The organism is Siccibacter colletis, from assembly GCF_000696575.1.
GTDB lineage: Bacteria > Pseudomonadota > Gammaproteobacteria > Enterobacterales > Enterobacteriaceae > Siccibacter > Siccibacter colletis.
In genome coordinates, this window is sequence record NZ_JMSQ01000006.1 from 504277 (window position 1) to 527267 (window position 22991).

A 22991-nucleotide genomic window follows, 5' to 3' on the forward strand; every position below is an offset into this window, starting at 1 on the left:
CATGCAACGCGCGCTGGAGTTCGCTCTCTCGCTGACCCTGCCGGATGATGAGACCGCCCTGACCGACTGGCTGCTGGCGGTGCTGCACAAGCACTGGCAGCCGCAGGGGGTGCTGGTCGGTCTGCCGGAGTTCAGCGGGCGCCAGCTGGAGTGCCGTGGGCTGGCCGGCAACACGCCGGTCGCGCTCGCGCTCGAAGCCGATGATTTCGGCCAGCCGCTGGCCTACGTGATGCTGAAAAATCAGGTACGCATCTGGGACACGCTATATGGCGGCGCGCGCATCGACAATGCCGCGTTTCGTCAGCTGCTGACCGATATGGGGACGCACAACGGGCTGCTGGCGCTGCCGATCCCTGATGCCGCCGGCAAGCTGTGCGGCGTGCTGGGGATCTTCGACAAGGGCGACCAGCTGTGGGCCTGGCGTAATGCCGGCGATCTGGAGCTGCTGCTGCAGGTGTTTGGCCGTCAGCTGGCGCGGGTGAAATCCCTGCGCCGCAACCAGCGGGAAAGCACCCAGCTGCGCGCCTCGCTGCGCCAGATTGCCGACGAGAGCGAAGCGCGTCGCCACACCGCTACGCTGCTGGAAAATCAGCTGGTGGGGCAGTCAACCGCGGCGCGCCATCTGCGGGATCAGATTGCGCAGATCGCCGGGCACTCGCTGTCCGTGCTGATCCAGGGCGAAACCGGCTCCGGCAAGGAGGTGGTGGCCCGCCTGCTGCACCAGTGCTCACCGCGCGCCGACCGGCCCTTTGTGGCCATCAACTGCGCTGCCATTCCGGAAAACCTGATTGAGAGCGAGCTGTTTGGCTACCTTAAAGGGGCATTTTCCGGGGCGCAGAGCAACAAAGAGGGGCTGGTGGCCCAGGCCCACGGCGGCACGCTGTTCCTCGATGAAGTGGGGGATATGCCGCTGGCGATGCAGGCCAAACTGCTGCGGGTGCTGGAGACGCGCTGCTACCGTCCGCTGGGGAGTGACAAAGAGTGCCACTCGGATTTTCGCGTGATTGCTGCTACCCACCAGCCGCTGGATGAGCAGGTCGCCGACGGTCGTTTCCGTCAGGATCTGTTTCACCGCCTGTGTCAGAGCCAGATCCTCGTGCCCGCCCTGCGCGAGCGCGCCGAGGATATTGCCCTGCTGAGTAAACATTTCATCGCCGGCTTCGGCGAGCGGGAAGGGAAACGCTTCGGCACCCTGCGCCGTCCGCTGCTGGCTATGCTGCTGGCTTACTCCTTCCCCGGCAACGTGCGCGAGCTGCGCAACCTGCTGGAGGTGGCTTGCGCCCACACCGCCGACGGCGGCGACATCGGGCCTGATGCGCTGCCGCTGGAGATGCTCTCCCGTCTTGAGGACGATGCCTGCGACATGGGCGACGACTACAACCACATTCAGGATCTGCGCCAGGCGTTATGCGACTACGAGGCCGCGGTGATTGCGGCCCGGCTGCGCTACTACCAGGGCAATCGCCTGCGGGTCGCCGAGAGTCTGAATATCGCCCGGCGCACGCTGGATCATAAATGCATGAAGCTGGAGGTGCAGTAATGAGCGTCCTCACCCTGTTACCGCTCCTGACCTCGGCCTTCGGCCCGGCGCCGCTGGAGCGCAGCGTTCAGCAGTGTCAGAAGGAGCAGAGCGCTGAGCTGCGGCTGGCCTGCTACGACGCGCTGGGTCGCGTGTCGGCGACCACCGCCGCGCCCGCAGCCGACCCCACCGGCTGGCGGCTGGAGAAAGATGCCCTGAGCGGCGACCTGACCCTGATGCGCAGCGTGCCGCCGGGTGCCACCTTCAGCGTCGCCTGTCTGAACGCCATCACCCACATTCGCGTGCGCATGACCCTGCCCTGGGAAGGGGAGAACGTCACTGCCACCCTCGACGGCGTTCCCGCCTCGGGCAACTGGTTTGTGCGCGATAAGGGCCGCCTGCTGGAGTTTGGCCGTGGTCTGCCGGCCATCGACGAACTGAAGCGCTGGTCCGGTCAGCACGAACTGACGCTGACCAGCGATGAGGGGCGCGAGGTGCGTATCCCGTTAACCGGCATGGGCGAGGCGGTGAAGCCGCTGCGCCAGCTGTGTCGCTGGTAGGGGGCCGGATGGAGCATCGTCACCCCTGGTGTCAGCGACTGCTGGCCGCGCTGCCCGATGAGGCGCAGCGCAGCGCCATCGCAGCCGACGATCCGCTGTGGGAAAACATCGAAACCGAACTGGTGAAGCTTGGGTCGCTGGCGCACAGCCAGGTGAACCTGACCGAAGTGGCAGGCCTGTGCCTGACGCTGCTGGAGAGCAAAACCAAAGACATGCGCGTGCTGGTGCAGCTGGTGCGCTGTCTGCAGCACCCGGCAAAAGCCACGCCCTTCGGCACCGCGCTGATCCTGCTCGACAGCTGGGTCGAGGCTTACTGGGCCATCGCCTGGCCCGCCAGCGCCATGCAGAAGCAGCGCCTGCTGGTACAGATGGTGCGCCGCTTCGACGGGGCGCTCGGTCGCGTCGGCGAGCAGGCCTCTGCGGCCGAGCTGGATCAGCTGCTGGCCCACGCCGAACGGCTGGAGCAGACGCTGCTGCGCGTCGCGCCGGACAAGACCGATCCGCTGGAGACCCTGATCCCGGCGCTGCGTCGCGCCCGATCGCGCCAGCAGGAGCAGGCGAAGGCCGACAGCGCCCCGGCCCCGGTCACCGCCAGCACGGTGGTCACCACCCAGAGCAGCGCCGCCGCGCCGGAGATCGATACCTCGAATGAACGCGCCTGGCGGCAGACCCTGCTGAAGGTGGCCGGGCTGATCGTTGAACAGCAGCCTGATGCGGCGGTGGGCTACCGGCTGCGCCGCCACGCCATCTGGAGCACCATCACCGCCGCACCGGTGACCTCGCGCGGCAATCAGACCCAGCTCGCCCCGGTGGCGGCCGATCGCGTCAGCGAATACCACGCAGCGCTGCCCCAGGCGGATAACGCGCTGTGGAAGCAGATTGAAGAGAGCCTGGTGCTGTCGCCGTACTGGTTCGACGGGCATTGCCTGTCGGCACGCGTGGCCGCGCAGCTGGGCTTTCCCGAAGTGGCGGCGGCCATCGCGGCGGAGCTGGAGGCGTTTCTACAGCGCCTGCCGGTGCTGCGCGAGCTGACCTTCAGCGACAAGAGCGCGTTTCTCACCGAAAGCTGTGCAGAGTGGCTGCGCGGTGCGAAGGGCAGCGCCGGGCAGGGGAGCGAGCAGGGCCAGGATCTGGCCGCCGAGGTGGCTGCCTGCCGGAAAGCACAGGGGCTGAACGCCGCGCTGACGCTGCTGGATGACAAAACGCGGCAGCAGTCGGAGCCGCGCGAGCAGTTTTACGCCGGGATGATGCTGGCGGAGCTGCTGGCCGCCGAAGGCATGAAAACCCTGGCCGCACAGCACTATCACCATCTTTTGCAGGAAGCGCACCGCCTCGGGCTGGCGCAGTGGGAACCGGGACTGGTGAAACGCCTTGAGCGTCTGGCCAAAGCCCGTTAACAGGACTTTTTTGAGCGGTAACCTATGTTAAATAAACTTATTACCTTACTGCGTAAGCAACTGCCGAAACTCAAGCCGTCGTGGCTGCTGCTCGGTATCGTGCTGTGGTGTGTCGTGCTGGTGCTGGCCTGGTGGCTGGGACCAAAGCTGGCGCTGGCCGGGGCGCGCCCGCTGGAGAGCATCTGGGGACGGGTGATCTTCACCGTCGTCTGGCTGTGGGTGGCCTGCGGCGTCAGCGTCTGGCGCATCTGGCAACGTATGCAGCAGCTAAAAGCCGAGCGCAAGGAGCTGGTCGAGGTAGAGCAGGACCCCAACAAGGTGTTCGTCGATAACCAGCAGCGTTTCCTTGACGGCTGGATGACGGCGCTGCGCACCAATCTGGGCGCCGGTTCGCTCTACCAGATGCCCTGGTATCTGATGGTGGGCCTGCCGGGCAGCGGAAAAAGCAGCCTGGTACACCGCGCCAACAACGCCAACAAGCTCAATGCCCGTCTTACCGCCGAGCTGCGTGGCCTGGCGGTGGATCAGAAAGTGGATTGCTGGCTGGGGGAAGAGGCTGTGATCCTCGACCCGAAAGGGGAGCTGCTGATGCAGTCGGTTTCCGATCTGGAGCCGAACGGGCTGCGCAATGAGCGCCTGTGGCAGCACCTGCTGAACTGGCTCAATGACAACCGCAAGCGCCAGCCGCTCAACGGGCTGGTGCTGACCCTCGATCTGGCGTGGCTCTCCCAGGCCAGCGTCGCCGAGCGTAAGGTGTGCGCCCAGCTGCTGCGCGCGCGCCTGCTGGATATTACTTCGACCCTGAACACCCGGCTGCCGATCTACTTCGCCCTGACCCGGCTCGATATGCTGAACGGCTTCAACGCGTTCTTTCAGCATCTGGATAAAGAGACCCGCCAGTCGCTGCTCGGCGTCACCTTCAGCAGCGAGAGCCAGCAGCCGCACGAGTGGCTGGCAGAGCTGGACAGCTTCTGGGATCGCTGGGTGGATGGGCTGAACGATAACCTCGCCGACAAAATGCTGCCCTACACCGGGGAAGCCGCTGCCGCCGAGCTGTTCTCCTTTGTGCGCCAGCTGGCCGGTCTGAAGGATTATCTGCATGAAGTGCTGAGCGAAGCGCTGGTGCAGGACGACCGCAACATGCTGCGCGTGCGCGGCATCTACCTCAGCTCGGTTTACCAGCAGGGCGTGCCGTTCGATGCCTTTGCCCAGGCGGCCTCCCAGCGCTATCACCTGCCGGAGGCGGTCTATGCCTCCCAGCGCGGTGAGTCCAATACCTTCTTTGTGCGCGAGCTGTTTAAGAGCGTGGTGTTCCCGGAAGCGCACCTCGCAGGCGAGAGCCGTCTGCACAGCCTGTACCGCCGCCGCCGCATGTCCACCGGCGTCGGCCTGATGGCGCTGGGTGCTGTGGCGCTCACCGCCGGCTGGCATCACTACTACCGCACTAACGAAGAGGCGGGGCGCAACGTGCTGGCCCGCGCCCAGCAGTTTATTAACGCCCGGGACGTGGAAGAGAGCGGCGGGTTTGGCGTCAGCCAGCTGCCGCGCCTCAACCTGATCCGCGAGGCCACGCTGTCGTTCGGCAACTACCGTGAGAAGGACTCCCGGCTGGCGGATATGGGGCTGTACCAGGGCGACCGCATTGGCCCTTACGTGGAAGGCTCTTACCTGCAGCTGCTGCAGGTGCGTTTCCTGCCGGCGCTGATGGTGGGGCTGGAGCAGGATCTGCGCGATGCGCCGCCGTCGAGCGAAGCCAGGCTCAGCGTACTGCGCGTGATGCGCATGATCGAAGATGCCTCCGGGCGCAACAAGCCGCTGGTGCAGCAGTATATGGCCCAGCGCTGGCAGAAAGCTTTCCCTAACCAGGGGGCGATCCAGGAGCAGCTGATGCAGCATCTGGAGTACGCCCTCGACCACACCGACTGGCATAAAGCGCGTGCCGACCGCGACGCGGAAGCGATCGCAGCCTGGCAGCCGTTCGTTACGCCGGTGGCGGAGGCGCAGCGCGAGCTTAGCAAGCTGCCGCTGTTCCAGCGCGTTTACCAGAGCCTGGTGCTGCGTGCTACCGATGCGCTGCCGCCGGATCTGATGGTGCGTGACGAAGTCGGACAAACTTTCGATAACGTCTTTGCCCTGCGCAATGATAAAGCCGGGGCCGTGCCGCGCTTCTTCACCTGGCCGGGCTTTAATGACTACTTTGTGCGTCAGGATAAAACCCTGTTCGATCTCACCGCGCTGGATGCGTGGGTGCTGGGGCTGCGCGAACGCGTGCACCTGAGCGAGGCGGACCGCAACGAGATCCAGCGCCAGGTCAACGACCGCTACATCACCGACTACGTCAACCACTGGCAGAAAACTCTCGCCAATATTGATGTGCAGTCCTTTGAGACCCCGGAACAGGCGCTGGACGTGCTGACCACCATCACCGGTAACGAGCAGCCGTTCCAGCGCGTTATCACTACCCTGAGCGACAACACCCGTGCCCGTAAGCTGGGCGAGGAGAGCAGCGAGGCGGCGCAGAGTATCAACACCCGTATCGCCAGGCCGTTCATTCCGCTCAACGACACCCTGAGCGGGCGCGGCGACAACGTGGCGCTGATCCAGGAAGTGAACCAGAAACTGACCGACCTCTACCACTGGCTGGAGCAGATTGTGAACGCGGTGGACCCCGGTGCCGCAGCGCTGAAAGCGCTCCAGCAGCGCCAGGCGAACCAGTACTCCGACCCGGCGTTTGTGCTGCAGCAGTACGCCCGCAGCCTGCCTGCGCCGCTGGATCGCTGGGTCACCCAGATTGCTGAGCAGGTATCGGGCCTGACGGTTAACCTGGCGATGTCCTCGCTCAACGATGAGTGGATCAACAAGGTGGTGACGCCGTTTAACGATCAGCTGGCCCACCGCTATCCGTTCGATCCGCAGGCGGAAGACGATGCGCCGCTCTCGGAAGTGGAGCGCTTCTTCGCGCCGGGCGGCACGCTGGATGGCTTCTATACCAGCAACCTCAAACCGCTGGTGGATGCCGGGATGCTGGAGAGTGAATCGGGCAGCGAGGTGCAGATGGAGCTGCTGCGTCAGCTGGAGCGCGCTCAGAACATCCGCAACGCGCTGTTTAACACCCAGGGCGGGCTGGAGTTCCACTTCGTGATGGAGCCGATTGAGTTGACTGCCAACAAGCGGCGCAGCGTGCTTAACCTCGACGGTCAGCTGCTGGAGTACACCCACGGCCGCCGCCAGAAGATCCCGCTGGTATGGCCGAACGCCATGCGTGACGGGGCGCAGAGCAAGCTGATTCTGGTGCCGGACAACGCCGAACGTTCACCGCGCAGCCTGAGCTATGCCGGGCCGTGGGCGATGTTCCGCATGATGGACGCCAGCGCCCGCACGAAGATGAACCGCGGCTCCTTTGATGCGCGCTTCGCGGTGGATAACGGGTCGATGACCTATCGCGTCTACAGCGATGAGAGCCACAACCCGTTTGCCAGCGGCCTGTTCAGCCAGTTCCGCCTGCCGGAAACCCTTTACTAATTCACCGGGGCCGCGTGGCCCCGGTTCTTTGATGGAATTTGGTTATGCACGATGCACAGCAAGCAATGAATGTAGGCCGCGATCCGCGCATGTTGCCGGAGTATGAGCGCCTGCGCGGGGAGATCAACAAGCTCAGCCACGCCTCGCGCCCGGAGATTGACTGGCAGCTGGTTCACCAGATGGCGATGATCATCTTTGAGAAGCAGGGCGTCGATCTGCAGACGGCGATCTACTTCACGCTCGCCCGCTCGCGCCTGCACGGGCTGAACGGTTTTACCGAAGGCTGCGAGTTTCTCGCCAACCTGATCGTTACCCAGTGGGACAACTTCTGGCCGCCGGTACACCAGGCGCGGGCGCGCGTTGACATGCTGGACTGGTTTATCGCCCGCATCAGCGACGTGATCCGCCAGTACAGCATCAGCCATGAAGACAAGCGTTATATCTACCGCTGCGAGCGCGCCCTGCAGTTGATGAGCGAGAAGCTGCACAACGTCGGGTTGAGCCGCGTGCCGCGGGTCGAAAACCTGATCCACTTTATCGAAGGCTATACCCATCTGTTTGATGAAACCGAAATCGTGATTGTCTCGGACGAGCAGGACATTCATCAGCAGGACATGCAGATCCCGCCGATGGTGTACTTCCGTCCGGACAGCGATAGCGCCCAGCCGGGCATGGAGCAGGCAATGCCAAAAGGCAGCATCATCGTCGGGCGCGAGAAGGGCGCACTCAAGCCGACGGTACTGAAAATCGAAACCCATAAAAAAGCCAAACCGGCGTGGTTCTGGTTCGCCAGCGGCCTGCTGGCCTGCGCGCTGCCGGTGGCGCTGTTTGCCGGCTGGGACCGCTGGACCACCACCGAAGCGGCGCGCGAAAACGACGCCATTGCGCTGCTTGGTAAACCGGCGCGGGCGCTGCCGGGCGCGCTTAACTTCAGCGAGCTGCGCAATATTCGCATGGCGCTGGGCGAGCAGACCCTGCGCGAGATGGAGCCAGAGGTGACCAGCAACTATCAGGCGCAGCTCACCCGCGTGCAGCAGGCCTCGCCGCTGTGGCTCTATCAGTTCGGCGACGATCTGCGTAACTCGGTGCGCGTGCTCTACCCGGATTCGCTGGCGGTGAACGCGATGGATACCCAGTGGCAGCAGATGCTGCGCGCCCAGACCGGCGACAAACACGACGAGGCCGCCTGGCAGCAGGCGAACCGCAGCGTTGACGGGCTTATCGCTGAGCTGATGGATCTGGAGCGCAAGCGTAAAACCGTCACCATCTCTTACCTGAAGTCAGCGGTGTATGACATCCAGAAAAACCTCAACCGGGATGTGCCGTTCAGCGTGCGGCTGGGCCAGCTGGAAAAACGTCAGGCAGCGCAGGAGCGCATCAGCCCGACCGAACTGAACGCCATGCTGGACGAGCTGAAGGGGCTGAACACCCGCATGTATCTGCTTGAGCAAACCCGCACCGCGCCATGAAAGGGGGCCATGTGAAACAACGACTCGTCACGCTGGTTATTGGCGGCGTGCTGCTGACGGGCTGTGCTGCCAGTGTGGACTCCCTGTCGGAACGCGATCTGGCGCTGGCGGCGAAAGAGGGCAACCCGCAGGCGCAGTATCGTTACGCCCGCATGCTGGCGGCGCGTCAGGATTACCCGCAGGCGATGACGCTGATGAAGCAGGTGGGAGACAAGAGCATACTCGCGTCGGTTTCCAGCGAGCAGCGCGGCGATGCCGCCAGGCAGGTGGGAGACTGGTACAGCGCCGGGCTGGGTGAGCCGCGCAATGAGAAGCTGGCGCGGGTCTGGTGGGAAAAGGGGTCATCGCTCGGTAATGGTGAAGCCAGCTACCGTCTGGCGCAGGACTGCCAGCAACAGCACAGCGGTAAGCTGGAAACCGACTGCATCGACATTCTCGAAACCGCGGCGCAGCAGGGGCATGCTCCGGCGCAGCTTGCGTTAGCGCAGTGGTTTGCTGACCATGAAGGGGCGGAGCAGGAGGGGCTGGAGTGGCTGCAGAAGTCTGCGGATCAGCAACATCCCCGGGCGCTCTGGCAGCTGGCGCAGCGCTATGAAACCGGGGCGGGCGTGGAGAAGCGCAGCGACATGGCGCAGCGGCTCTACTTCGTCAGCGCTGAAAAGGGTTATGCCCCGGCCCAGCGCTGGATGGGGGAGCACACCAGCGGCAAAGAGGCGTACGGGTGGTATGAAAAAGCCGCCAACGGCAACGATGCCGCCGCCCAGCGCTGGATGGCTGAAACCTGGTTCACCGGCCGTGGCGTGGTAAAGAACGACCAGACCGGGGCGGCCTGGCTGCAAAAAGCGGTTAACGGCAACGATCCGCAGGCGCAGTACCTCTACAGCCAGCGTCAGCGCAGCGATGAGGCCCAGGAGCTGTGGCTGAAACGCGCAGCGGCGGGCGGCTACAGCGATGCTCAGTACGCGCTGGCAGGGCGCTATACCGCACGCGGCGAAGATAAAGAAGCGCGCGCCCTCTGGGCGGCGCTGGCGGAGAAAGGCGATGCGCAGGCGCGGCTGGCCTATGGGGAAATGCTGCGGCTGGGGCAGGGCGGAAAAGAGGATTTCGCCGCCGCCTTTAAGCAGTACCGTCTGGCGGCGAATGCCGGGAACCGCATGGCGCAGTACCGGATGGGCCTGCTGCGTCAGGAGGGCCTGGGTGCGCCGCGCAACCGTATCCACGCTTATGCCTGGTTCTCTCTGGCCTCGACCGAAGGCATGAAAGAGGCGCTGGCCGCGCTTAACGACCTCGAAGCTTCTATGGAGCCGGAGGAGATCAACCGGGCGCAAAAGCTGGCGGTGATCTGGAGCAAGCGCATCGCCAAAGCCGAGCGCGCCGACCTCGATAACGAGGGGTGATTCGGTTAACCGGGAGGCTCGGGTGGCCTCCCGCTCTCTTTTGCGGTGCGCTTCGCAGCGCGACTGCATCCTGAAGGTAACAGCGTAAAAAGCGTTGGCGCCTGCACACATATTCTTGATTTTACCGCTGCGTTTTAAACTCCCGTGCTGCACAGTGTGATATAGGCTTGAGATTATATAGCATTTAACCTATATTGCAGGGAGCAACGATGTGGACCATAGAAACAACGGATAATTTTGATGCATGGCTGAGTGAGCAGCGTGACGGACACCAACGCTTTTACAGCGTAACGATCCCCGTTGCTGACAGGGAGTTCACGCGTCACCTCAACACATTGATCAACAAGGAGTAGCCGATGGGCAGAACACTGGAACAGATGCTGGCGGATGAAAAACCGGAGGTGGTTGCCGCTGCACAGGCCGAAGCGAATGAGATGCTGCTGGAGGTTAATCTGGCCATGCTGCGCGATCGGGTGCGAAAAACCCAGATGGAGATGGCGCAGGCGCTGGGCGTGAAACAGCCGACCATTGCCGGCATTGAAAAGGCAGGGCGCGATCTTAAGCTTTCCACCTTGAAGCGCTATGTTGAGGCGTTAGGCGGAAAGGTTCGGCTTGATATCAAATTGCCAGACGGCACGCGCTACGATTTTACACTTTAGGTGTTATTGAATTATGTAGACATTATCAGCAAGTGATAAATACATATGTTTTTTGCCACTAGTCGCTGTTGCGGGCCAGCGACTATGTTTATTTTTTATTTAATCCAGCAGCCGTAATATTTCAAATGAAAACACCAAAGATAGTAACAGAAAATAATCAAGGCGATACGCACGTAGATTACGTTTCGTTTAAAAAAAATAAACGGTACAAAAAGTAGCAGAACAACCCATGTAAAAACGCCATCACCATCAGAATATGGAATATCGCAAATGCTGTTCACGCTGCCATCATCCACCATCCATTCATACTCTCGGATAGAGAAAACAGTGATGAACAGAGTTAAGAGAACTGAGTACAGATAAAAAACAAAATTTACCGCTATTCTTTCTTTATTCAACATAGCATGCCCTTGCTTTAATTTATTTACTACCCAGAATCTTAGCAACCCGACTTTTGTGCCGTATAAGACTTCGACCATACGAAGACCACTCTCTTTCAGGCGCACCCTCATTAGCATAGATCGAATGTATGAAATCCTCTAAGCTGCGTTGCGTGCCCCGGTTATATCGGGAGCCAAGGACAATTATTTGTTCATCGGACATATGAAGAGGATCTTGATTAGGGTAATCATATTTGATTAGGTCTCTCAAATGGTGTGCAACCATACTTAAATTAAAGTTATCTTTATGCAAACAATTTGAGATGTAGATCATTTCAGTATTGCTTAAACTAACAGGGTCTTTATTAAATATTTCAGCAACAACTCTAATTTGCATAGCTATGATTCCCATCGAGGTCTTTTCAGGCCTTGGTAGCACACCGATCTTATCATCAAGCCAGTTGTTTCCCATATAGTTTATTTGTCTGGAGAGAAGAACAGGATACTTGAAGTTATCAGGCATACCACCTGCTTCTGTTCTTGCTACCAATGCAAGAAGAATTGCTGGTATATTATTATCTTTCGCAATAGATTTTATCCTGTCTTTGTGGAAGGCGACATATCCATCTTTATACTTAGTGATATAGTCACTGCCACCAAAAGTTTTCCACCAGACAGCATCGATGAATGACCACCGTGGATAGTTGTTTGTAGAGTCATCATTGTTACAAACATCCGATAAGGTATTGTTCATAGGTTAATCAAAAAAGCTGTTCAGTTAAAAAGCTATAGCCTGATGTGCCGGCAGTATTATGTTGGCATGTAATATTCTCATATCTTAATGAAATGGTTTCAAATGGTTGCATGTCATTATGTGTTAGAGAATTAGGGTTTTGATTTGAAATGTTTGTTATGGACGCTTGACTAAGCTTTATAGTCATATAATTTTCCTGCGTTCCATTAGCAGACGTTCTGTAATATTTTAACTCACATTCCAGCAGTTCATTATCAGCAATGCTCGTTATCAATAATGGTGTTGCTTTATCTATAGTTTTTGTGATTAAAAATGGATGATGATTAACATGATTATCACGTGACAAGTCGTAATTTGTTGCATATACATAGATCTCATCTTCATGCCCGGCGATGTGCTTATTACCTACAGAATTTATGCTTAAACATCCACCAGATATCAGCCCTTGAGTTTTACCCGTTAACGTCATAAAGATTGAATTAGCCATCAAATTTCCCTTTAATATGATTATTGACTTGAACTATTCTATCACCAGATCCCGCATCACAAAAGTTACAAAATTAGTAGAAAAAGGCCGCGCAGTGTAATTTTAGTTAGGTTGTCTTATAAGCTGGTAAATACAAAAATATCATTATGCTTAAGATGTAAACTAGCAATTTGACTTAAATGAGGATACTGAAGCTATGCGTGAAGAAGTGTGCGCAGCACCTGCCATGGCCCGTAAAAGCAAAAAGCCCGCTTAAGTTTCCTTAAGCGGGCTTCTTAAATGTGGCTCCTCTGACTGGACTCGAACCAGTGACATACGGATTAACAGTCCGCCGTTCTACCGACTGAACTACAGAGGAATCGTGTGAACGGTGCGAATAGTAGCGGGGGGGCGGACGCTTGTCAAAGTCCGATTCACCTGCCGCGCATCGTTTGCTGACAATTTCAGCAGCCATGCGCATTTCTTATCGTTGTGCACCGTGATGGTGCAGAGATACCCCTTATGGGGCATATAACGAACCGATGTTTCAATAATGAAACCAGCCCACCTTATTAGTTTCTCTTATTATCCAGCCCCTTAGCCGGTTACGCAGACAATTCTTAAAACTGGCAAGCATCTTGCAACTCCTCCTGGGACATTACTGCCGACGTTGGCATCGGCATCCCGCACAGGAGACACCACATGAACTTAAGACGGCTGAAGTACTTTGTAAAAATCGTCGATATCGGGAGCCTGACTCAGGCCGCAGAAGTGTTGCACATTGCGCAACCCGCGCTGAGCCAGCAGGTCGCAACCCTGGAAGGGGAGCTTGACCAGCAGCTGCTGATCCGCACCAAACGCGGTGTCACCCCGACCGAAGCGGGTAAGATCCTCTACACCCATGCCAGAACCATTTTACGGCAGTGTGAACAGGCGCAGCTGGCGGTAACCAACGTCGGGCAAACCCTGAGCGGTCACGTTTCGATTGGCCTGGCTCCGGGAACCGCAGCGTCCTCTGTCACTATGCCGCTGCTGCAGGCGGTGCGCGCCGAGCTGCCGGATGTGGTGGTGTATTTGCATGAAAACAGCGGCTCCACGTTGAATGATAAAGTGCTCAACGGCCAGCTTGATATGGCCGTGTTATACGACCGCTCGCCCACCGCCGGCATCAACAGCCAGCCGCTGCTGAAGGAGGATCTCTACCTCGTCGGCACCCGCGACTGCCCGGGCCAGGTGGTAGAACTCTCGGCAGTGGCGGAGATGAATCTTTTCCTGCCGCGCGACTACAGCGCCGTGCGTAAGCGCGTAGATGAGGCATTTTCCCTGCGTCGTCTGACGGCTAAAATCATCGGCGAAATCGAATCGGTATCTACCCTGACCGCCGCCATTGCCAGTGGTATGGGTGCTACGGTGCTACCGGAATCCGCTGCCCGTTCGCTCTCGGGTGCAGCCAACGGCTGGATGGCGCGTATCACCACGCCTTCCATGAGCCTGCCGCTGTCGCTGAATGTGTCGGCGCGGATGCCGCTCTCTCCGCAGGCACAGGCAGTAAAAGAAATTCTTATGTCACTGGTGACGCGTCCGGCGCTGGAGAATCGCGAACTGATGCTGGTCAGCTGATACTTGCTAACAGGTACGGGGCGGCGCATCGCATCGCCCGGTACCTGGCGCTTTCTGTTTTTACCTCTCTTTTCACCCTCGTTACCCATCTCCGGCAATACCGTTTTTTCCCGCAGCTTTTCCATTGCGTTATTCCATAAAGTAATAAAATGCAGGTTTTTATTATTTGTTAACCCCTTTGCCACACTTTAACAATAGGGCCATGTCGGACATGCCCTGGGGGTAATGTGAACTTTCAGCAACTCAAAATTATTCGCGAGGCGGCGCGGCGGGACTACAACCTGACCGAAGTCGCTAACATGCTTTATACCTCTCAGTCTGGCGTCAGCCGTCACATTCGCGAACTGGAAGAGGAGCTTGGCATTGAGATCTTTATCCGACGCGGAAAACGGTTATTAGGTATGACAGAACCGGGTAAAGCCCTGCTGGTGATTGCCGAACGGATCCTGAATGAGGCCAGCAACGTGCGTCGTCTGGCGGATCTGTTTACCAACGATGCTTCCGGCATATTAACGGTAGCCACCACCCATACTCAGGCGCGCTACAGCCTGCCGTCGATCATTAAAGAGTTTCGCGTGCTGTTCCCGGACGTCCGTCTGGAGCTGATTCAGGGCACCCCGCAGGAGATCGAAGCGCTGCTGCAAAGCGGCACGGCGGATATTGGCATCGCCAGCGAGCGGCTGAGCAACGACCCGACGCTAGTGGCTTATCCTTGGTTCCGCTGGTATCACAGCCTGCTGGTGCCGCGGGATCACGCCCTGGCCCAGGTCAGCGCGCTTACCCTGGAGGACATCAGCCGCTGGCCGCTGATTACCTACCGCCAGGGAATCACCGGGCGCTCGCGTATCGATGAGGCGTTTCAGCGCAAAGGGCTGACGCCTGACGTGGTGCTCAGCGCCCAGGATTCCGATGTGATCCGCACCTATGTTGAACTGGGGTTGGGCATCGGGCTGGTGGCGGATCAGGCGAGCGGTGAAGAGGAAGGGCATCTTCTGCGGCTGGATACCCGTCATCTGTTTGATGCTAATACCGTATGGCTCGGCCTGAAGCGCGGGCAGCTACAGCGCAACTACGTATGGCGTTTTATCGAGCTGTGTAACCCGTCGCTGTCGGTGGACGAGATTAAACGTCAGGCGCTGGACACAGCCGAGACGGTCATCGACTATCAGATTTAACCCCGGCCCGCGCAATGCGGGTTTTTTTATGCCAGCGATTCAGTCAGAGCCGTAGCCTGCTTGACCGGGGACGCGGTTTAATAAACTCCATCAATAAATGATAAAGTTTATTTTTCAAATGAATACTTTTCTTTTTGTAAAAATAGATATTTTACTGTGTCCGAAACAGATGACGGTTATGCATTATTTTAATGCGTTTCACTACTTCTGCTTTTAATACCGTTGGCGATAAATTCGCACACAGTATGCTGTGCGTTGGGATACAGGCTTTTATACAAAAAATAAATTAATTATCATAAATGAAGGAGGAGAAGCAGCAGTTTAAACATAAGTTGCAGGCACCAGAATAGAATAATGAGTATTTCTGCGTATATTATGTAGCACGTGCTCGTGCTTATATTCATCGACAGAATAATTTAGTGGAAAAATAATAATCAAAAAATGTGCTGATTTCACTATTTTTTCCTGAAGCTAAGCCGACAGTTGAACATTCACTAGCAAAATAAACCAAGGGGAAAAACCTGAGATAACCACCAAACGTAAATATTACTAATGGATTTCTCATAGAAAGTCTTAAGGTCGCTTATTTGATTTTATTCAGATGCCCGTTTTATCATGGTTGTAAAGATGTGCAGTTCGGAAAATTATTAAATGGCGATGTAACAGAGGGATTTATGAGCGAAAGTTTTCAGAACGAAGTGCCTAAGGCACGTATAAACCTGCGGCTCGACCTGCATACCGGCGGGGCGCAGAAGAAAATTGAATTACCGCTGAAGTTGCTGGTCACGGGGGATTTCAGTAACGGCGAGGAAGCGAGGCCTTTATCAGAAAGGAAAAAAGTTGATATTAATAAAAATAATTTCAACAGCGTGCTTTCAGAATTTTCCCCGTCAGTAAATCTTACTGTTAAAAATACCCTGGCTGATGATGGCAGCGAAGAGAATATCCGTCTGGCGTTCAGGGATATCAAAGACTTCGAACCCGAGCAGGTCGCCCGTCAGATCCCTCAGCTACGCGCCATGCTGGCGATGCGTAATTTATTACGCGATCTGAAATCTAATCTGCTTGATAACGCCACTTTCAGAAAAGAGCTGGAAAAAATCCTTAAAGATCCGGCGCTGTCCCGAGAGTTACGCGATGAAATGAGTGCGCTCGCCCCGAAATAATCTCCGGGCCTGTCTGTTAATGGATTAATCGAGAGAATGCTAATGTCTGTCAATACTGAAACAACGCCTGCACAGGGAAATACGACGGTTCTGGAAAATACTGCGGGTGATAGCGTTTATACGTCGCTGTTTAAAAAAATTAATCTGACGCCCGCATCACGCCTCGGCGATATCAATGACTTTCTGGATGATAGCGCGCTGGCGGAAGCCTCGACCAGCGAGCGTCTCACCGCGGCGATGCAGGTTTTTTTAAATTGCATCCGTCAGTCAGGACAAAACGTCGATAAACTCGACAAAACCTTAATTGATCACCATATCGCCGAACTGGATTATCAAATCAGCCGCCAGTTAGACGCGGTGATGCATCATGATGAGTTCCAGAAAGTGGAATCACTGTGGCGCGGTCTGAAGCAGCTGGTGGATAACACCGATTATCGTCAAAACGTAAAAACCGAAATTCTCGACGTGTCAAAAGACGATTTACGTCAGGATTTTGACGACGCGCCGGAGCTTATTCAGAGCGGGCTGTACTGGCACACCTATACCGCGGAATATGACACCCCCGGCGGCGAGCCGATTGGCGCGATTATTTCGGCGTATGAGTTTGATGCCGGCCCGCAGGATATCACCCTGCTGCGCAATATCTCTAAAGTCTCTGCCGCCGCCCATATGCCGTTTATTGGTTCAGCAGGTCCGAAATTTTTCCTTAAAGAATCAATGGAAGACGTGGCGGCAATCAAGGATATCGGCAACTATTTCGATCGCGCCGAATACATTAAGTGGAAATCGTTCCGCGACACCGACGACGCGCGCTATATCGGCCTGGTAATGCCGCGCGTGCTGGGCCGCCTGCCGTATGGCCCCGACAACCTCCACGATATTCGTCTGCGTCAAGAGGCTGACCTCTGGCTCTCTGTGCGCTCGGATATCCCGGCCTGGCAGATCGCTGAGAAATTCCCTGCACTCTGTCAGGCGGGTTCACCTGATGAAGTCAGCGAGATCTATGGTGCGGCACTCAAGGGGATCCCGTTGATCCCGGTAAGCAGAGTCCCGGCAGCGTTACCAGTACGCATGGAAAACCAGTACTTCGCACTTGATATGGAAAGCCCCGCTGCGCATGAAATGCAGGAGCAGGGGGTGTGTATGTTCTATGTGCCTGAGTTACTTGGTGCCCTGGAACTTGAACTGTTTGCGGTATTGCGCTCATGAGACAGGATATCGATATCGACGAACTGATGACGGAGACCTGGCTCACCGTCACCATGCTGAAAAAAGGCGCCGTCACGCTTGATGGCCCTGCGCTTTATAGCAAATGCGTTGAACAGGTTGAAAGTGTGCGGGAAGCGCTGGAGCGTGCTGGTTATGACGACGCCAGTGTGGAGCATATTTCCTACGCACAATGTGCCTTGCTGGACGAAACGGTGATGAGCCGTAAGCCTGAAAAAAGCGAGGAAGGGGATGCGCCGAAAGTTGATGAAGGCCAGGTGGCCTGGCGTAAAGCTCCGCTTCAGGCCCGTTTTTTTGGCTCACTTCGGGCTGGTGAAGCGCTATGGGATCGGATTGCAGAGGTGCTGCGTCAGCCTACACCGAACCCGGCCGTCTTAACCTGTTATCACCGGGTGATAGCGCTGGGGTTTCAGGGGTTATATAGCCTGCAAGCGGTCAGCCAGTCGCAGCGTGATGAGGTAGTGAAAGCCCTTTCTGAACGGGTTTCTCCGCCTGTTGCAGACTTGTCTCTGGTTGTTCACCGGATGGGAAAGCATCGCTGGAGTCTGATGCGCTCAGTCTGGTTCTGGATAGCGCTCGCCGTCATTCTTACCGGAGTTATGTGGTGGGGTGGTCATCTCTGGCTCCAGTCACTGTTGTCAACACAACTACCGGAGCTGCATGGCTAATGCGTAGAACAGTCGTCATTCCGGTAATCCTGCACACCTTAGTAGCCGTAGCCGCGCTGCTGTGGTTGCTGTGGTATTTCATCCCGACAGGCAACGTTTTTAATGGCCTGACCACTCTGCTGATTCTCTTGCTGGCAGGCTGGTATGTTTTTAAAAACTGCCGCCGGGAGCAGCCAGTATCCGACACCACCGTTTCAACTGCTGATCTGCCACTATCTGACACCCAGGGCCCTGTTGTACTGGTATGCGGTGACAGGCTGGATGCGCTGTTTCAGGGGAGTTCTCTGCGTAAAACAGCCCAGGGGTGGTGGCTTCGTGTCGATGACGTCAGCCGGATAACCGATGTTGTCCGCAGCATACAGATGCAGTTTCCTCGCCAGGCCGGACAGCTCTCGATGATGTACCGTTGCCTGCCTGATTATCATCAGGATGAAGCCGTTCTGCGCTCCACGCTGAAAACGCTCCGCCAGCAGAGTAAACAGATTAAATCCCTGATGGGTTTCACACTGCCCGTTTTGTTGAGCGTCGAATTTTCCGGGCCTGAAACACCGTGGATAATCGTTCGGGGTGACAAGCCGATTGTATGTCCGGTTAATGATTCACCTCAGGCTTTCATTGACTGGCAGCAGGCGGATGACAATATCGTGGCGCTGCCAGCGATCAATCAGGCATTTTCCTTTATCCGTAATACGCTGACAGATGAGCTGGAGAAGCCTGACCGGTTAATGCCGCCTGAGCACGCATTTTCCGTGGCAATGCGCCTCGGAGCAGTCAGTCCAGAGACTCAGTCAGTCTGGTCCGCCTGGCTCTATTCCCGCACCTGCTTACTGTTTTCCCGTGAATCCGCGCAGCCGCTTCATACAGGTCTGTTCCCGGATGCTGTTCTGCCACTTCTGGCACCGTTTGCCTCGACGCTACAGGGGGGCCAGCGTACCCGCCGGCTGGTTGTGCTTATATGGCTATGCGTTCTGACGGCGTTGGGCATGTCCGCGCTCAATAATCGTGATCTTATCCGTCATGTCAGTGCCAATTTACAGCGCTGGAATGCTATTCCGATGAATCACTATCGTCCCAAAGCAGAATCACTGGCTGCACTGAAACAGGATGCGCTCCTGCTTGAGCGATGGCAGCGCCAGGGAGAGCCTTTACGTTACAGCCTGGGCTATTACCCGGGGCAACGCCTGTGGCTGGCCTTGCAGCAGGCTATCGATACCTGGACACCTCCACCCGCCCCTGAACTAAAACCGGTACCGAAAATTGTACGGCTCGACAGCATGTCGCTGTTTGATTCCGGCAAATCGGCACTCAAAGACGGCTCAACCAAAATACTCGTCAACGCACTGGTGGGGATCAAAGCCAGACCAGGCTGGCTCATCGTGGTCAGCGGCCACACAGACAATACCGGCAGCGTTCGGCTTAACCAGACCCTGTCTTTGCAACGAGCGGAGGCTGTCCGTAACTGGATGCGCGATACCGGGGACGTACCGGAGAGTTGCTTTGCCGTGCAGGGTTACGGTGACAGCCGACCGATTGCATCAAACGATACGCCTGATGGCCGTGCACGTAACCGGCGTGTCGAGATCAGTCTGGTACCGCAGGCTGACGCCTGTCGTCTGCCAGGCACGAAACCAGCGTCACAGGAAAAACGTGACGTTTCAACTCAAGAAATGGAGAAGTAAACATGGCAATACCAGTATATCTGTGGCTGAAGGATGACGGCGGCGCGGACATCAAAGGTTCTGTGGATGTGAAAGATCGCGAAGGCAGCATTGAGGTCATTGCTCAGGAACACAACCTGTACATCCCCACCGATAACAACACCGGCAAACTGACCGGAACCCGTATTCACACGCCGTTCCTGTTTACCAAAGAAATCGACTCTTCCAGTCCGTATCTCTACAAGGCTGTGACCACGGGCCAGACCCTCAAGTCTGCTGAATTCAAGTGGTACAAAATCAACGACGCAGGTCAGGAAGCCGAGTACTTCAACACCAAACTGGAAAACGTGAAGGTGGTGAAGGTGAATCCGGTGATGTACGACATCAAGGACCCATCCAAAGAGAAGCACAATCATCTGGAAATGATTGAGCTGCGCTACGAAAAAATCACCTGGACCTACAAAGACGGCAACATCATTCATTCCGATTCCTGGAACGAACGAGCAACTGCTTAAATTTGATGAAAAATATTGCGGTATATGGACGTGCCGCAATGTTTTAACAGGAGAAATAGCATGTCTGTTTCACTCGCTAAGTGGGCGACCAACTGGCAGAAAGACCCACGTTTTAGCAAAAACTATACGGCGCGATTAATCGAGAAAGCGTGTGCCCTTGATGCGCTCCTGGATAACGCTTATCGCAATGGAACACTGAAAGTCATTGCAGGACCACATCGTAAAGCGGGGCCCGGTGGCGGTGGAGATGCCCGCTGGCATATGACCCTGGAGCCCGCTAATAAAGCCAACTGCTGGCACATTATTTTAGATAACAGTGTCACCCGGCCTGTTGAGGTCTGTAAGCGCACCCGGGCAATGAGCGATCTGTGATTGATATTCGCGGCACTGATTAAGCGTCACTGTGCCGCTTTTTGATAATAAAACCTTATGGGCATTGGTTAACGGCTACGGGCGGTAGCGTGCCCGGAAATTCTGACTGAGGGAAAAAAATGGAAAATCCAGCCATCCTGTTGCGACGTCTGAACCCTTACTGTGCTCGTGCGATGGAAAGCGCGGCTTCGCTCTGCCAGACCCGTGCTCATGCGGAAATTTTACCGGAGCACTGGCTGCTGAAGTTGCTTGAACAGGGGGAAGGCGACCTTACCGTGCTGGCACGCCGCTACGACTGGGATATGGATGCGCTGTGGCAGGCGTTGCTCGGCTGGCTGGATACACTTCCCCGCTCGGTGCGCAGTCGCCCGCAACTTTCAGACAGCATTCAGACGCTGATGCAGGAAGCCTGGCTGATTGCCTCCCTCAACAACGAAGAGCACATTCGCAGTGTGCATCTGCTGATGGCGCTGGTCGATAAGCCTGCACTGGTGCGCTGCGATGGTCTTTGGCCGCTGCTGACCCTTGGGCAGAGCCAGCTTGAACGTCTTCGTCCGCTGCTGGATGCGCAGTCAGATGAACGCCCGGATATGCAGCACGAAGCCGAGCTGGCTCAAAGCCATGGTGGTGAAGTGGAGTTTGTCGGTCGTCCGGTCAGCGCTGAGATAAAAGACGGCGAGCTGAACCCGGCCCTGCAGAATGTACTGGATAAATTCACGCTTGATGTCACCGCCAAAGCCAAACAGGGCAAGATTGACCCGGTCTTTGGACGCGATAACGAGATCCGGCAGATAGTGGACATTCTCTCCAGACGCAGGAAGAACAACCCAATCCTCGTGGGTGAACCCGGCGTTGGCAAAACGGCTCTGGTCGAAGGCCTGGCTCTACGTATTGCTGAGGGCAATGTGCCCGATAGTCTTAAGCCTGTCATCGTCAGGACACTGGATCTGGGTTTGCTTCAGGCGGGCGCCGGTATAAAGGGTGAATTCGAACAGCGTCTGAAAAACATCATCGACGCCGTTCAGCAATCCCCGGTGCCGGTGTTGCTGTTTATTGATGAAGCGCACACTATCATTGGGGCCGGCAATCAGGCGGGTGGCGCGGATGCGGCCAACTTGCTGAAACCGGCGCTGGCGCGTGGCGAACTGCGTACCATAGCGGCCACGACCTGGAGTGAATACAAGCAGTACTTCGAACGTGACGCTGCCCTGGAGCGCCGCTTCCAGACGGTCAAGGTTGATGAGCCCGATGATGACACGGCCTGCCTGATGCTGCGCGGTCTTAAATCCCGTTATGCCGAACATCATGGCGTGCATATTACCGGTGAGGCCGTCCGGGCAGCGGTGACGCTATCCCGTCGCTACCTGACAGGCCGCCAGTTGCCTGATAAAGCGGTGGACTTACTGGATACCGCTGCGGCCCGGGTGCGGATGAGCCTGGACACACTGCCAGAACAGCTTACCCGGTTGCAGGCCCAGCTGACATCACTGGCCATGGAGCAACAGGAGCTGCTGGAAGATATTTCTCTGGGTAACACTGTTGATACCAGCCGTCTGCCTCAGATCGAGCAACTGACTCTGGATCTCAACCAGCAGAAAGCTGCCCTTCAGTCACAATATGAAACCGAAAAGCAGCTCACCGACTCGCTGAAAGCCTGCCGTGAAGACATCAACCTCCAGAAGGAGGTCTCCGCTTTCCAGCAGGAGCTGGCGCAGGTACAGAATAACAGCCCGTTGCTGAATCTGGATGTTGATGTCCGCACTGTTGCGACCGTTATCCGTCCGGGATAATAATTCTGGCAGTTTCTCAAGCGGCAGGGCCGGGTAATGCTGTGTTTCCGGCGGCGTAAATTCTCCGTCCAGATCCAGAGCGGGGTTTGATTTGATTAACTGCTTTTTCACCGCATAACGCATGATTTCCGTAACGTAGTTTTTCAGTCGCGCGGTGATCTCCAGAAAGCCTTTGTTCTCCACCTTACGCAGGGTAAACAGCAGATCTTCCGTGACGATTTGATCGATATATCTGTCCCCGATATCCGGAAATACATACATTTCCAGCCTGCGTTGAATGGTCGTCGCATAATGTGCAGACCAGCGGCGGTGATCGGCATGCCAGTTCATGGCGATCTGGCGGAATGTCTGTCCGTTTTCCTTATTCTGTTGCGCGATTTTTTTGTCAACGGCGGGATCGACCCCTGCACGCATTTTAATACGCGCCGAATCGCGGAGCTGGCGTGCCGTAAGCAGGGAAACATCCGGGTAGGGGCCAAAGGCCAGCTTCTTCTCTTTCCCGTCAATGCGGTACTTCATGTACCAGAGTTTTGAGCCGTTGGGTTTGATCAGCAGGTACAGTCCGGCACTGTCGCCGAGTTTGAAGGGTTTGTCAGTAGTTCTGAGCTTGCGGATAGCGGTGTCAGTGAGTGCCATAGCGGGGGGCTCCATTCGTTCAACGAACCGTAAGGCCCCCG

General features: G+C 56.7%; 18 protein-coding genes, 1 tRNA gene and 3 pseudogenes. 17 read left to right on the top strand and 5 right to left on the bottom strand.

Annotated elements, in window-relative coordinates; translation table 11 throughout:
• The first annotated feature begins 1 nt into the window (after position 1).
• The 7 genes from ET34_RS0107980 to ET34_RS0108015 all read left to right on the top strand — a co-directional run bounded on the left by ET34_RS0107980 (position 2) and on the right by ET34_RS0108015 (position 10523).
• Positions 2–1540, top strand: a complete 1539-nt coding sequence (locus tag ET34_RS0107980) for a sigma-54 interaction domain-containing protein (protein WP_031521002.1) — start codon at positions 2–4, stop codon at positions 1538–1540.
• Positions 1540–2079, top strand: a complete 540-nt coding sequence (locus tag ET34_RS0107985; RefSeq protein WP_031521003.1) for a type VI secretion system-associated protein TagO — start codon at positions 1540–1542, stop codon at positions 2077–2079. Before ET34_RS0107980 ends, ET34_RS0107985 begins: the two co-directional genes overlap by 1 nt.
• 8 nt (positions 2080–2087) lie before the next feature.
• Entirely contained in the window at positions 2088–3476 is a 1389-nt protein-coding gene (gene tssA, locus ET34_RS0107990) for a type VI secretion system protein TssA (RefSeq protein WP_031521005.1), read from the top strand.
• A 24-nt stretch (positions 3477–3500) separates the two neighbouring features.
• Positions 3501–6998, top strand: coding sequence for a type VI secretion system membrane subunit TssM (gene tssM, locus ET34_RS0107995; RefSeq protein WP_031521007.1), 3498 nt, complete (start codon positions 3501–3503; stop codon positions 6996–6998).
• Between the two features lie 44 nt (positions 6999–7042).
• Positions 7043–8467 carry a VasL domain-containing protein gene (locus ET34_RS0108000; RefSeq protein ID WP_031521008.1) on the top strand — a complete coding sequence of 475 codons (1425 nt, stop codon included), beginning with the start codon at positions 7043–7045 and terminating at the stop codon, positions 8465–8467.
• Between the two features lie 11 nt (positions 8468–8478).
• Positions 8479–9864, top strand: a complete 1386-nt coding sequence (locus ET34_RS0108005) for a tetratricopeptide repeat protein (protein WP_035890971.1) — start codon at positions 8479–8481, stop codon at positions 9862–9864.
• A 356-nt stretch (positions 9865–10220) separates the two neighbouring features.
• Positions 10221–10523 carry a helix-turn-helix domain-containing protein gene (locus ET34_RS0108015; RefSeq protein WP_031521011.1) on the top strand — a complete coding sequence of 101 codons (303 nt, stop codon included), beginning with the start codon at positions 10221–10223 and terminating at the stop codon, positions 10521–10523.
• A gap of 95 nt (positions 10524–10618) precedes the next feature.
• On the opposite strand, the gene ET34_RS23195 is transcribed toward ET34_RS0108015, so the two are convergent.
• From ET34_RS23195 to ET34_RS0108025, 4 genes are all read right to left on the bottom strand, one after another.
• Complete coding sequence (locus ET34_RS23195) at positions 10619–11041, bottom strand: DUF2645 family protein (protein WP_031521013.1); 423 nt, start codon at positions 11039–11041, stop codon at positions 10619–10621.
• Complete coding sequence (locus tag ET34_RS20900) at positions 10944–11657, bottom strand: hypothetical protein (RefSeq protein ID WP_035890974.1); 714 nt, start codon at positions 11655–11657, stop codon at positions 10944–10946. Before ET34_RS20900 ends, ET34_RS23195 begins: the two co-directional genes overlap by 98 nt.
• A gap of 7 nt (positions 11658–11664) precedes the next feature.
• Positions 11665–12144 (bottom strand): Hcp family type VI secretion system effector, encoded by a 480-nt coding sequence (locus ET34_RS21665; RefSeq protein WP_072001989.1) that lies wholly within the window; start codon positions 12142–12144, stop codon positions 11665–11667.
• A gap of 282 nt (positions 12145–12426) precedes the next feature.
• Positions 12427–12502: transfer RNA gene (locus tag ET34_RS0108025), tRNA-Asn, on the bottom strand.
• Positions 12503–12825: 323 nt separating this feature from the next.
• On the opposite strand from ET34_RS0108025, the gene nac reads away from it, so the two are divergent.
• From nac to ET34_RS0108070, 10 genes and pseudogenes are all read left to right on the top strand, one after another.
• Positions 12826–13743 (top strand): nitrogen assimilation transcriptional regulator NAC, encoded by a 918-nt coding sequence (nac, locus tag ET34_RS0108030; RefSeq protein ID WP_031521015.1) that lies wholly within the window; start codon positions 12826–12828, stop codon positions 13741–13743.
• Positions 13744–13970: 227 nt separating this feature from the next.
• Positions 13971–14918, top strand: a complete 948-nt coding sequence (cbl, locus tag ET34_RS0108035) for an HTH-type transcriptional regulator Cbl (RefSeq protein ID WP_031521016.1) — start codon at positions 13971–13973, stop codon at positions 14916–14918.
• Positions 14919–15592: 674 nt separating this feature from the next.
• Complete coding sequence (gene tssB / locus ET34_RS0108040; RefSeq protein ID WP_031521018.1) at positions 15593–16084, top strand: type VI secretion system contractile sheath small subunit; 492 nt, start codon at positions 15593–15595, stop codon at positions 16082–16084.
• A gap of 36 nt (positions 16085–16120) precedes the next feature.
• A pseudogene (tssC, locus tag ET34_RS0108045) lies at positions 16121–16957 on the top strand (type VI secretion system contractile sheath large subunit); the annotation flags it as partial.
• Between the two features lie 42 nt (positions 16958–16999).
• Positions 17000–17293 carry a type VI secretion system baseplate subunit TssK gene (gene tssK / locus ET34_RS22925; protein ID WP_236633830.1) on the top strand — a complete coding sequence of 98 codons (294 nt, stop codon included), beginning with the start codon at positions 17000–17002 and terminating at the stop codon, positions 17291–17293.
• Entirely contained in the window at positions 17290–17979 is a 690-nt protein-coding gene (gene tssL, locus ET34_RS0108050; RefSeq protein ID WP_031521022.1) for a type VI secretion system protein TssL, short form, read from the top strand. The genes tssK and tssL overlap by 4 nt, the downstream gene beginning before the upstream one ends.
• On the top strand, positions 17979–19658 hold the full coding sequence (locus tag ET34_RS0108055) for an OmpA family protein (RefSeq protein WP_031521023.1): 1680 nt from the start codon (positions 17979–17981) through the stop codon (positions 19656–19658). Before tssL ends, ET34_RS0108055 begins: the two co-directional genes overlap by 1 nt.
• A gap of 2 nt (positions 19659–19660) precedes the next feature.
• Positions 19661–20152, top strand: a complete 492-nt coding sequence (tssD, locus tag ET34_RS0108060; protein ID WP_031521025.1) for a type VI secretion system tube protein TssD — start codon at positions 19661–19663, stop codon at positions 20150–20152.
• A gap of 60 nt (positions 20153–20212) precedes the next feature.
• On the top strand, positions 20213–20524 hold the full coding sequence (locus ET34_RS0108065; RefSeq protein ID WP_031521027.1) for a hypothetical protein: 312 nt from the start codon (positions 20213–20215) through the stop codon (positions 20522–20524).
• 119 nt (positions 20525–20643) lie between these two features.
• Positions 20644–22302 (top strand): annotated as a pseudogene (locus ET34_RS0108070) (AAA family ATPase); the annotation flags it as partial.
• On the opposite strand, the pseudogene ET34_RS21670 reads toward ET34_RS0108070, so the two are convergent.
• Positions 22297–22950, bottom strand: a pseudogene (locus tag ET34_RS21670) (tyrosine-type recombinase/integrase); the annotation flags it as partial. The pseudogenes ET34_RS0108070 and ET34_RS21670 sit on opposite strands and share 6 nt — an antisense overlap.
• Between the last annotated feature and the right edge of the window lie 41 nt (positions 22951–22991).

Excerpts from the sequence above, each read along its gene's own strand:
- ET34_RS23195 (WP_031521013.1), bottom strand. The coding sequence starts at position 11,041 with ATGCTAATGAGGGTGCGCCTGAAAGAGAGTGGTCTTCGTATGGTCGAA.
- ET34_RS0108015 (WP_031521011.1), top strand. The coding sequence starts at position 10,221 with ATGGGCAGAACACTGGAACAGATGCTGGCGGATGAAAAACCGGAGGTG.
- ET34_RS21665 (WP_072001989.1), bottom strand. The coding sequence starts at position 12,144 with ATGGCTAATTCAATCTTTATGACGTTAACGGGTAAAACTCAAGGGCTG.
- ET34_RS20900 (WP_035890974.1), bottom strand. The coding sequence starts at position 11,657 with ATGAACAATACCTTATCGGATGTTTGTAACAATGATGACTCTACAAAC.
- tssD (WP_031521025.1), top strand. The coding sequence starts at position 19,661 with ATGGCAATACCAGTATATCTGTGGCTGAAGGATGACGGCGGCGCGGAC.
- tssM (WP_031521007.1), top strand. The coding sequence starts at position 3,501 with ATGTTAAATAAACTTATTACCTTACTGCGTAAGCAACTGCCGAAACTC.
- ET34_RS0108065 (WP_031521027.1), top strand. The coding sequence starts at position 20,213 with ATGTCTGTTTCACTCGCTAAGTGGGCGACCAACTGGCAGAAAGACCCA.
- nac (WP_031521015.1), top strand. The coding sequence starts at position 12,826 with ATGAACTTAAGACGGCTGAAGTACTTTGTAAAAATCGTCGATATCGGG.
- ET34_RS0107985 (WP_031521003.1), top strand. The coding sequence starts at position 1,540 with ATGAGCGTCCTCACCCTGTTACCGCTCCTGACCTCGGCCTTCGGCCCG.
- ET34_RS0107980 (WP_031521002.1), top strand. The coding sequence starts at position 2 with ATGCAACGCGCGCTGGAGTTCGCTCTCTCGCTGACCCTGCCGGATGAT.
- tssL (WP_031521022.1), top strand. The coding sequence starts at position 17,290 with ATGAGACAGGATATCGATATCGACGAACTGATGACGGAGACCTGGCTC.
- tssB (WP_031521018.1), top strand. The coding sequence starts at position 15,593 with ATGAGCGAAAGTTTTCAGAACGAAGTGCCTAAGGCACGTATAAACCTG.
- ET34_RS0108000 (WP_031521008.1), top strand. The coding sequence starts at position 7,043 with ATGCACGATGCACAGCAAGCAATGAATGTAGGCCGCGATCCGCGCATG.
- tssA (WP_031521005.1), top strand. The coding sequence starts at position 2,088 with ATGGAGCATCGTCACCCCTGGTGTCAGCGACTGCTGGCCGCGCTGCCC.
- ET34_RS0108055 (WP_031521023.1), top strand. The coding sequence starts at position 17,979 with ATGCGTAGAACAGTCGTCATTCCGGTAATCCTGCACACCTTAGTAGCC.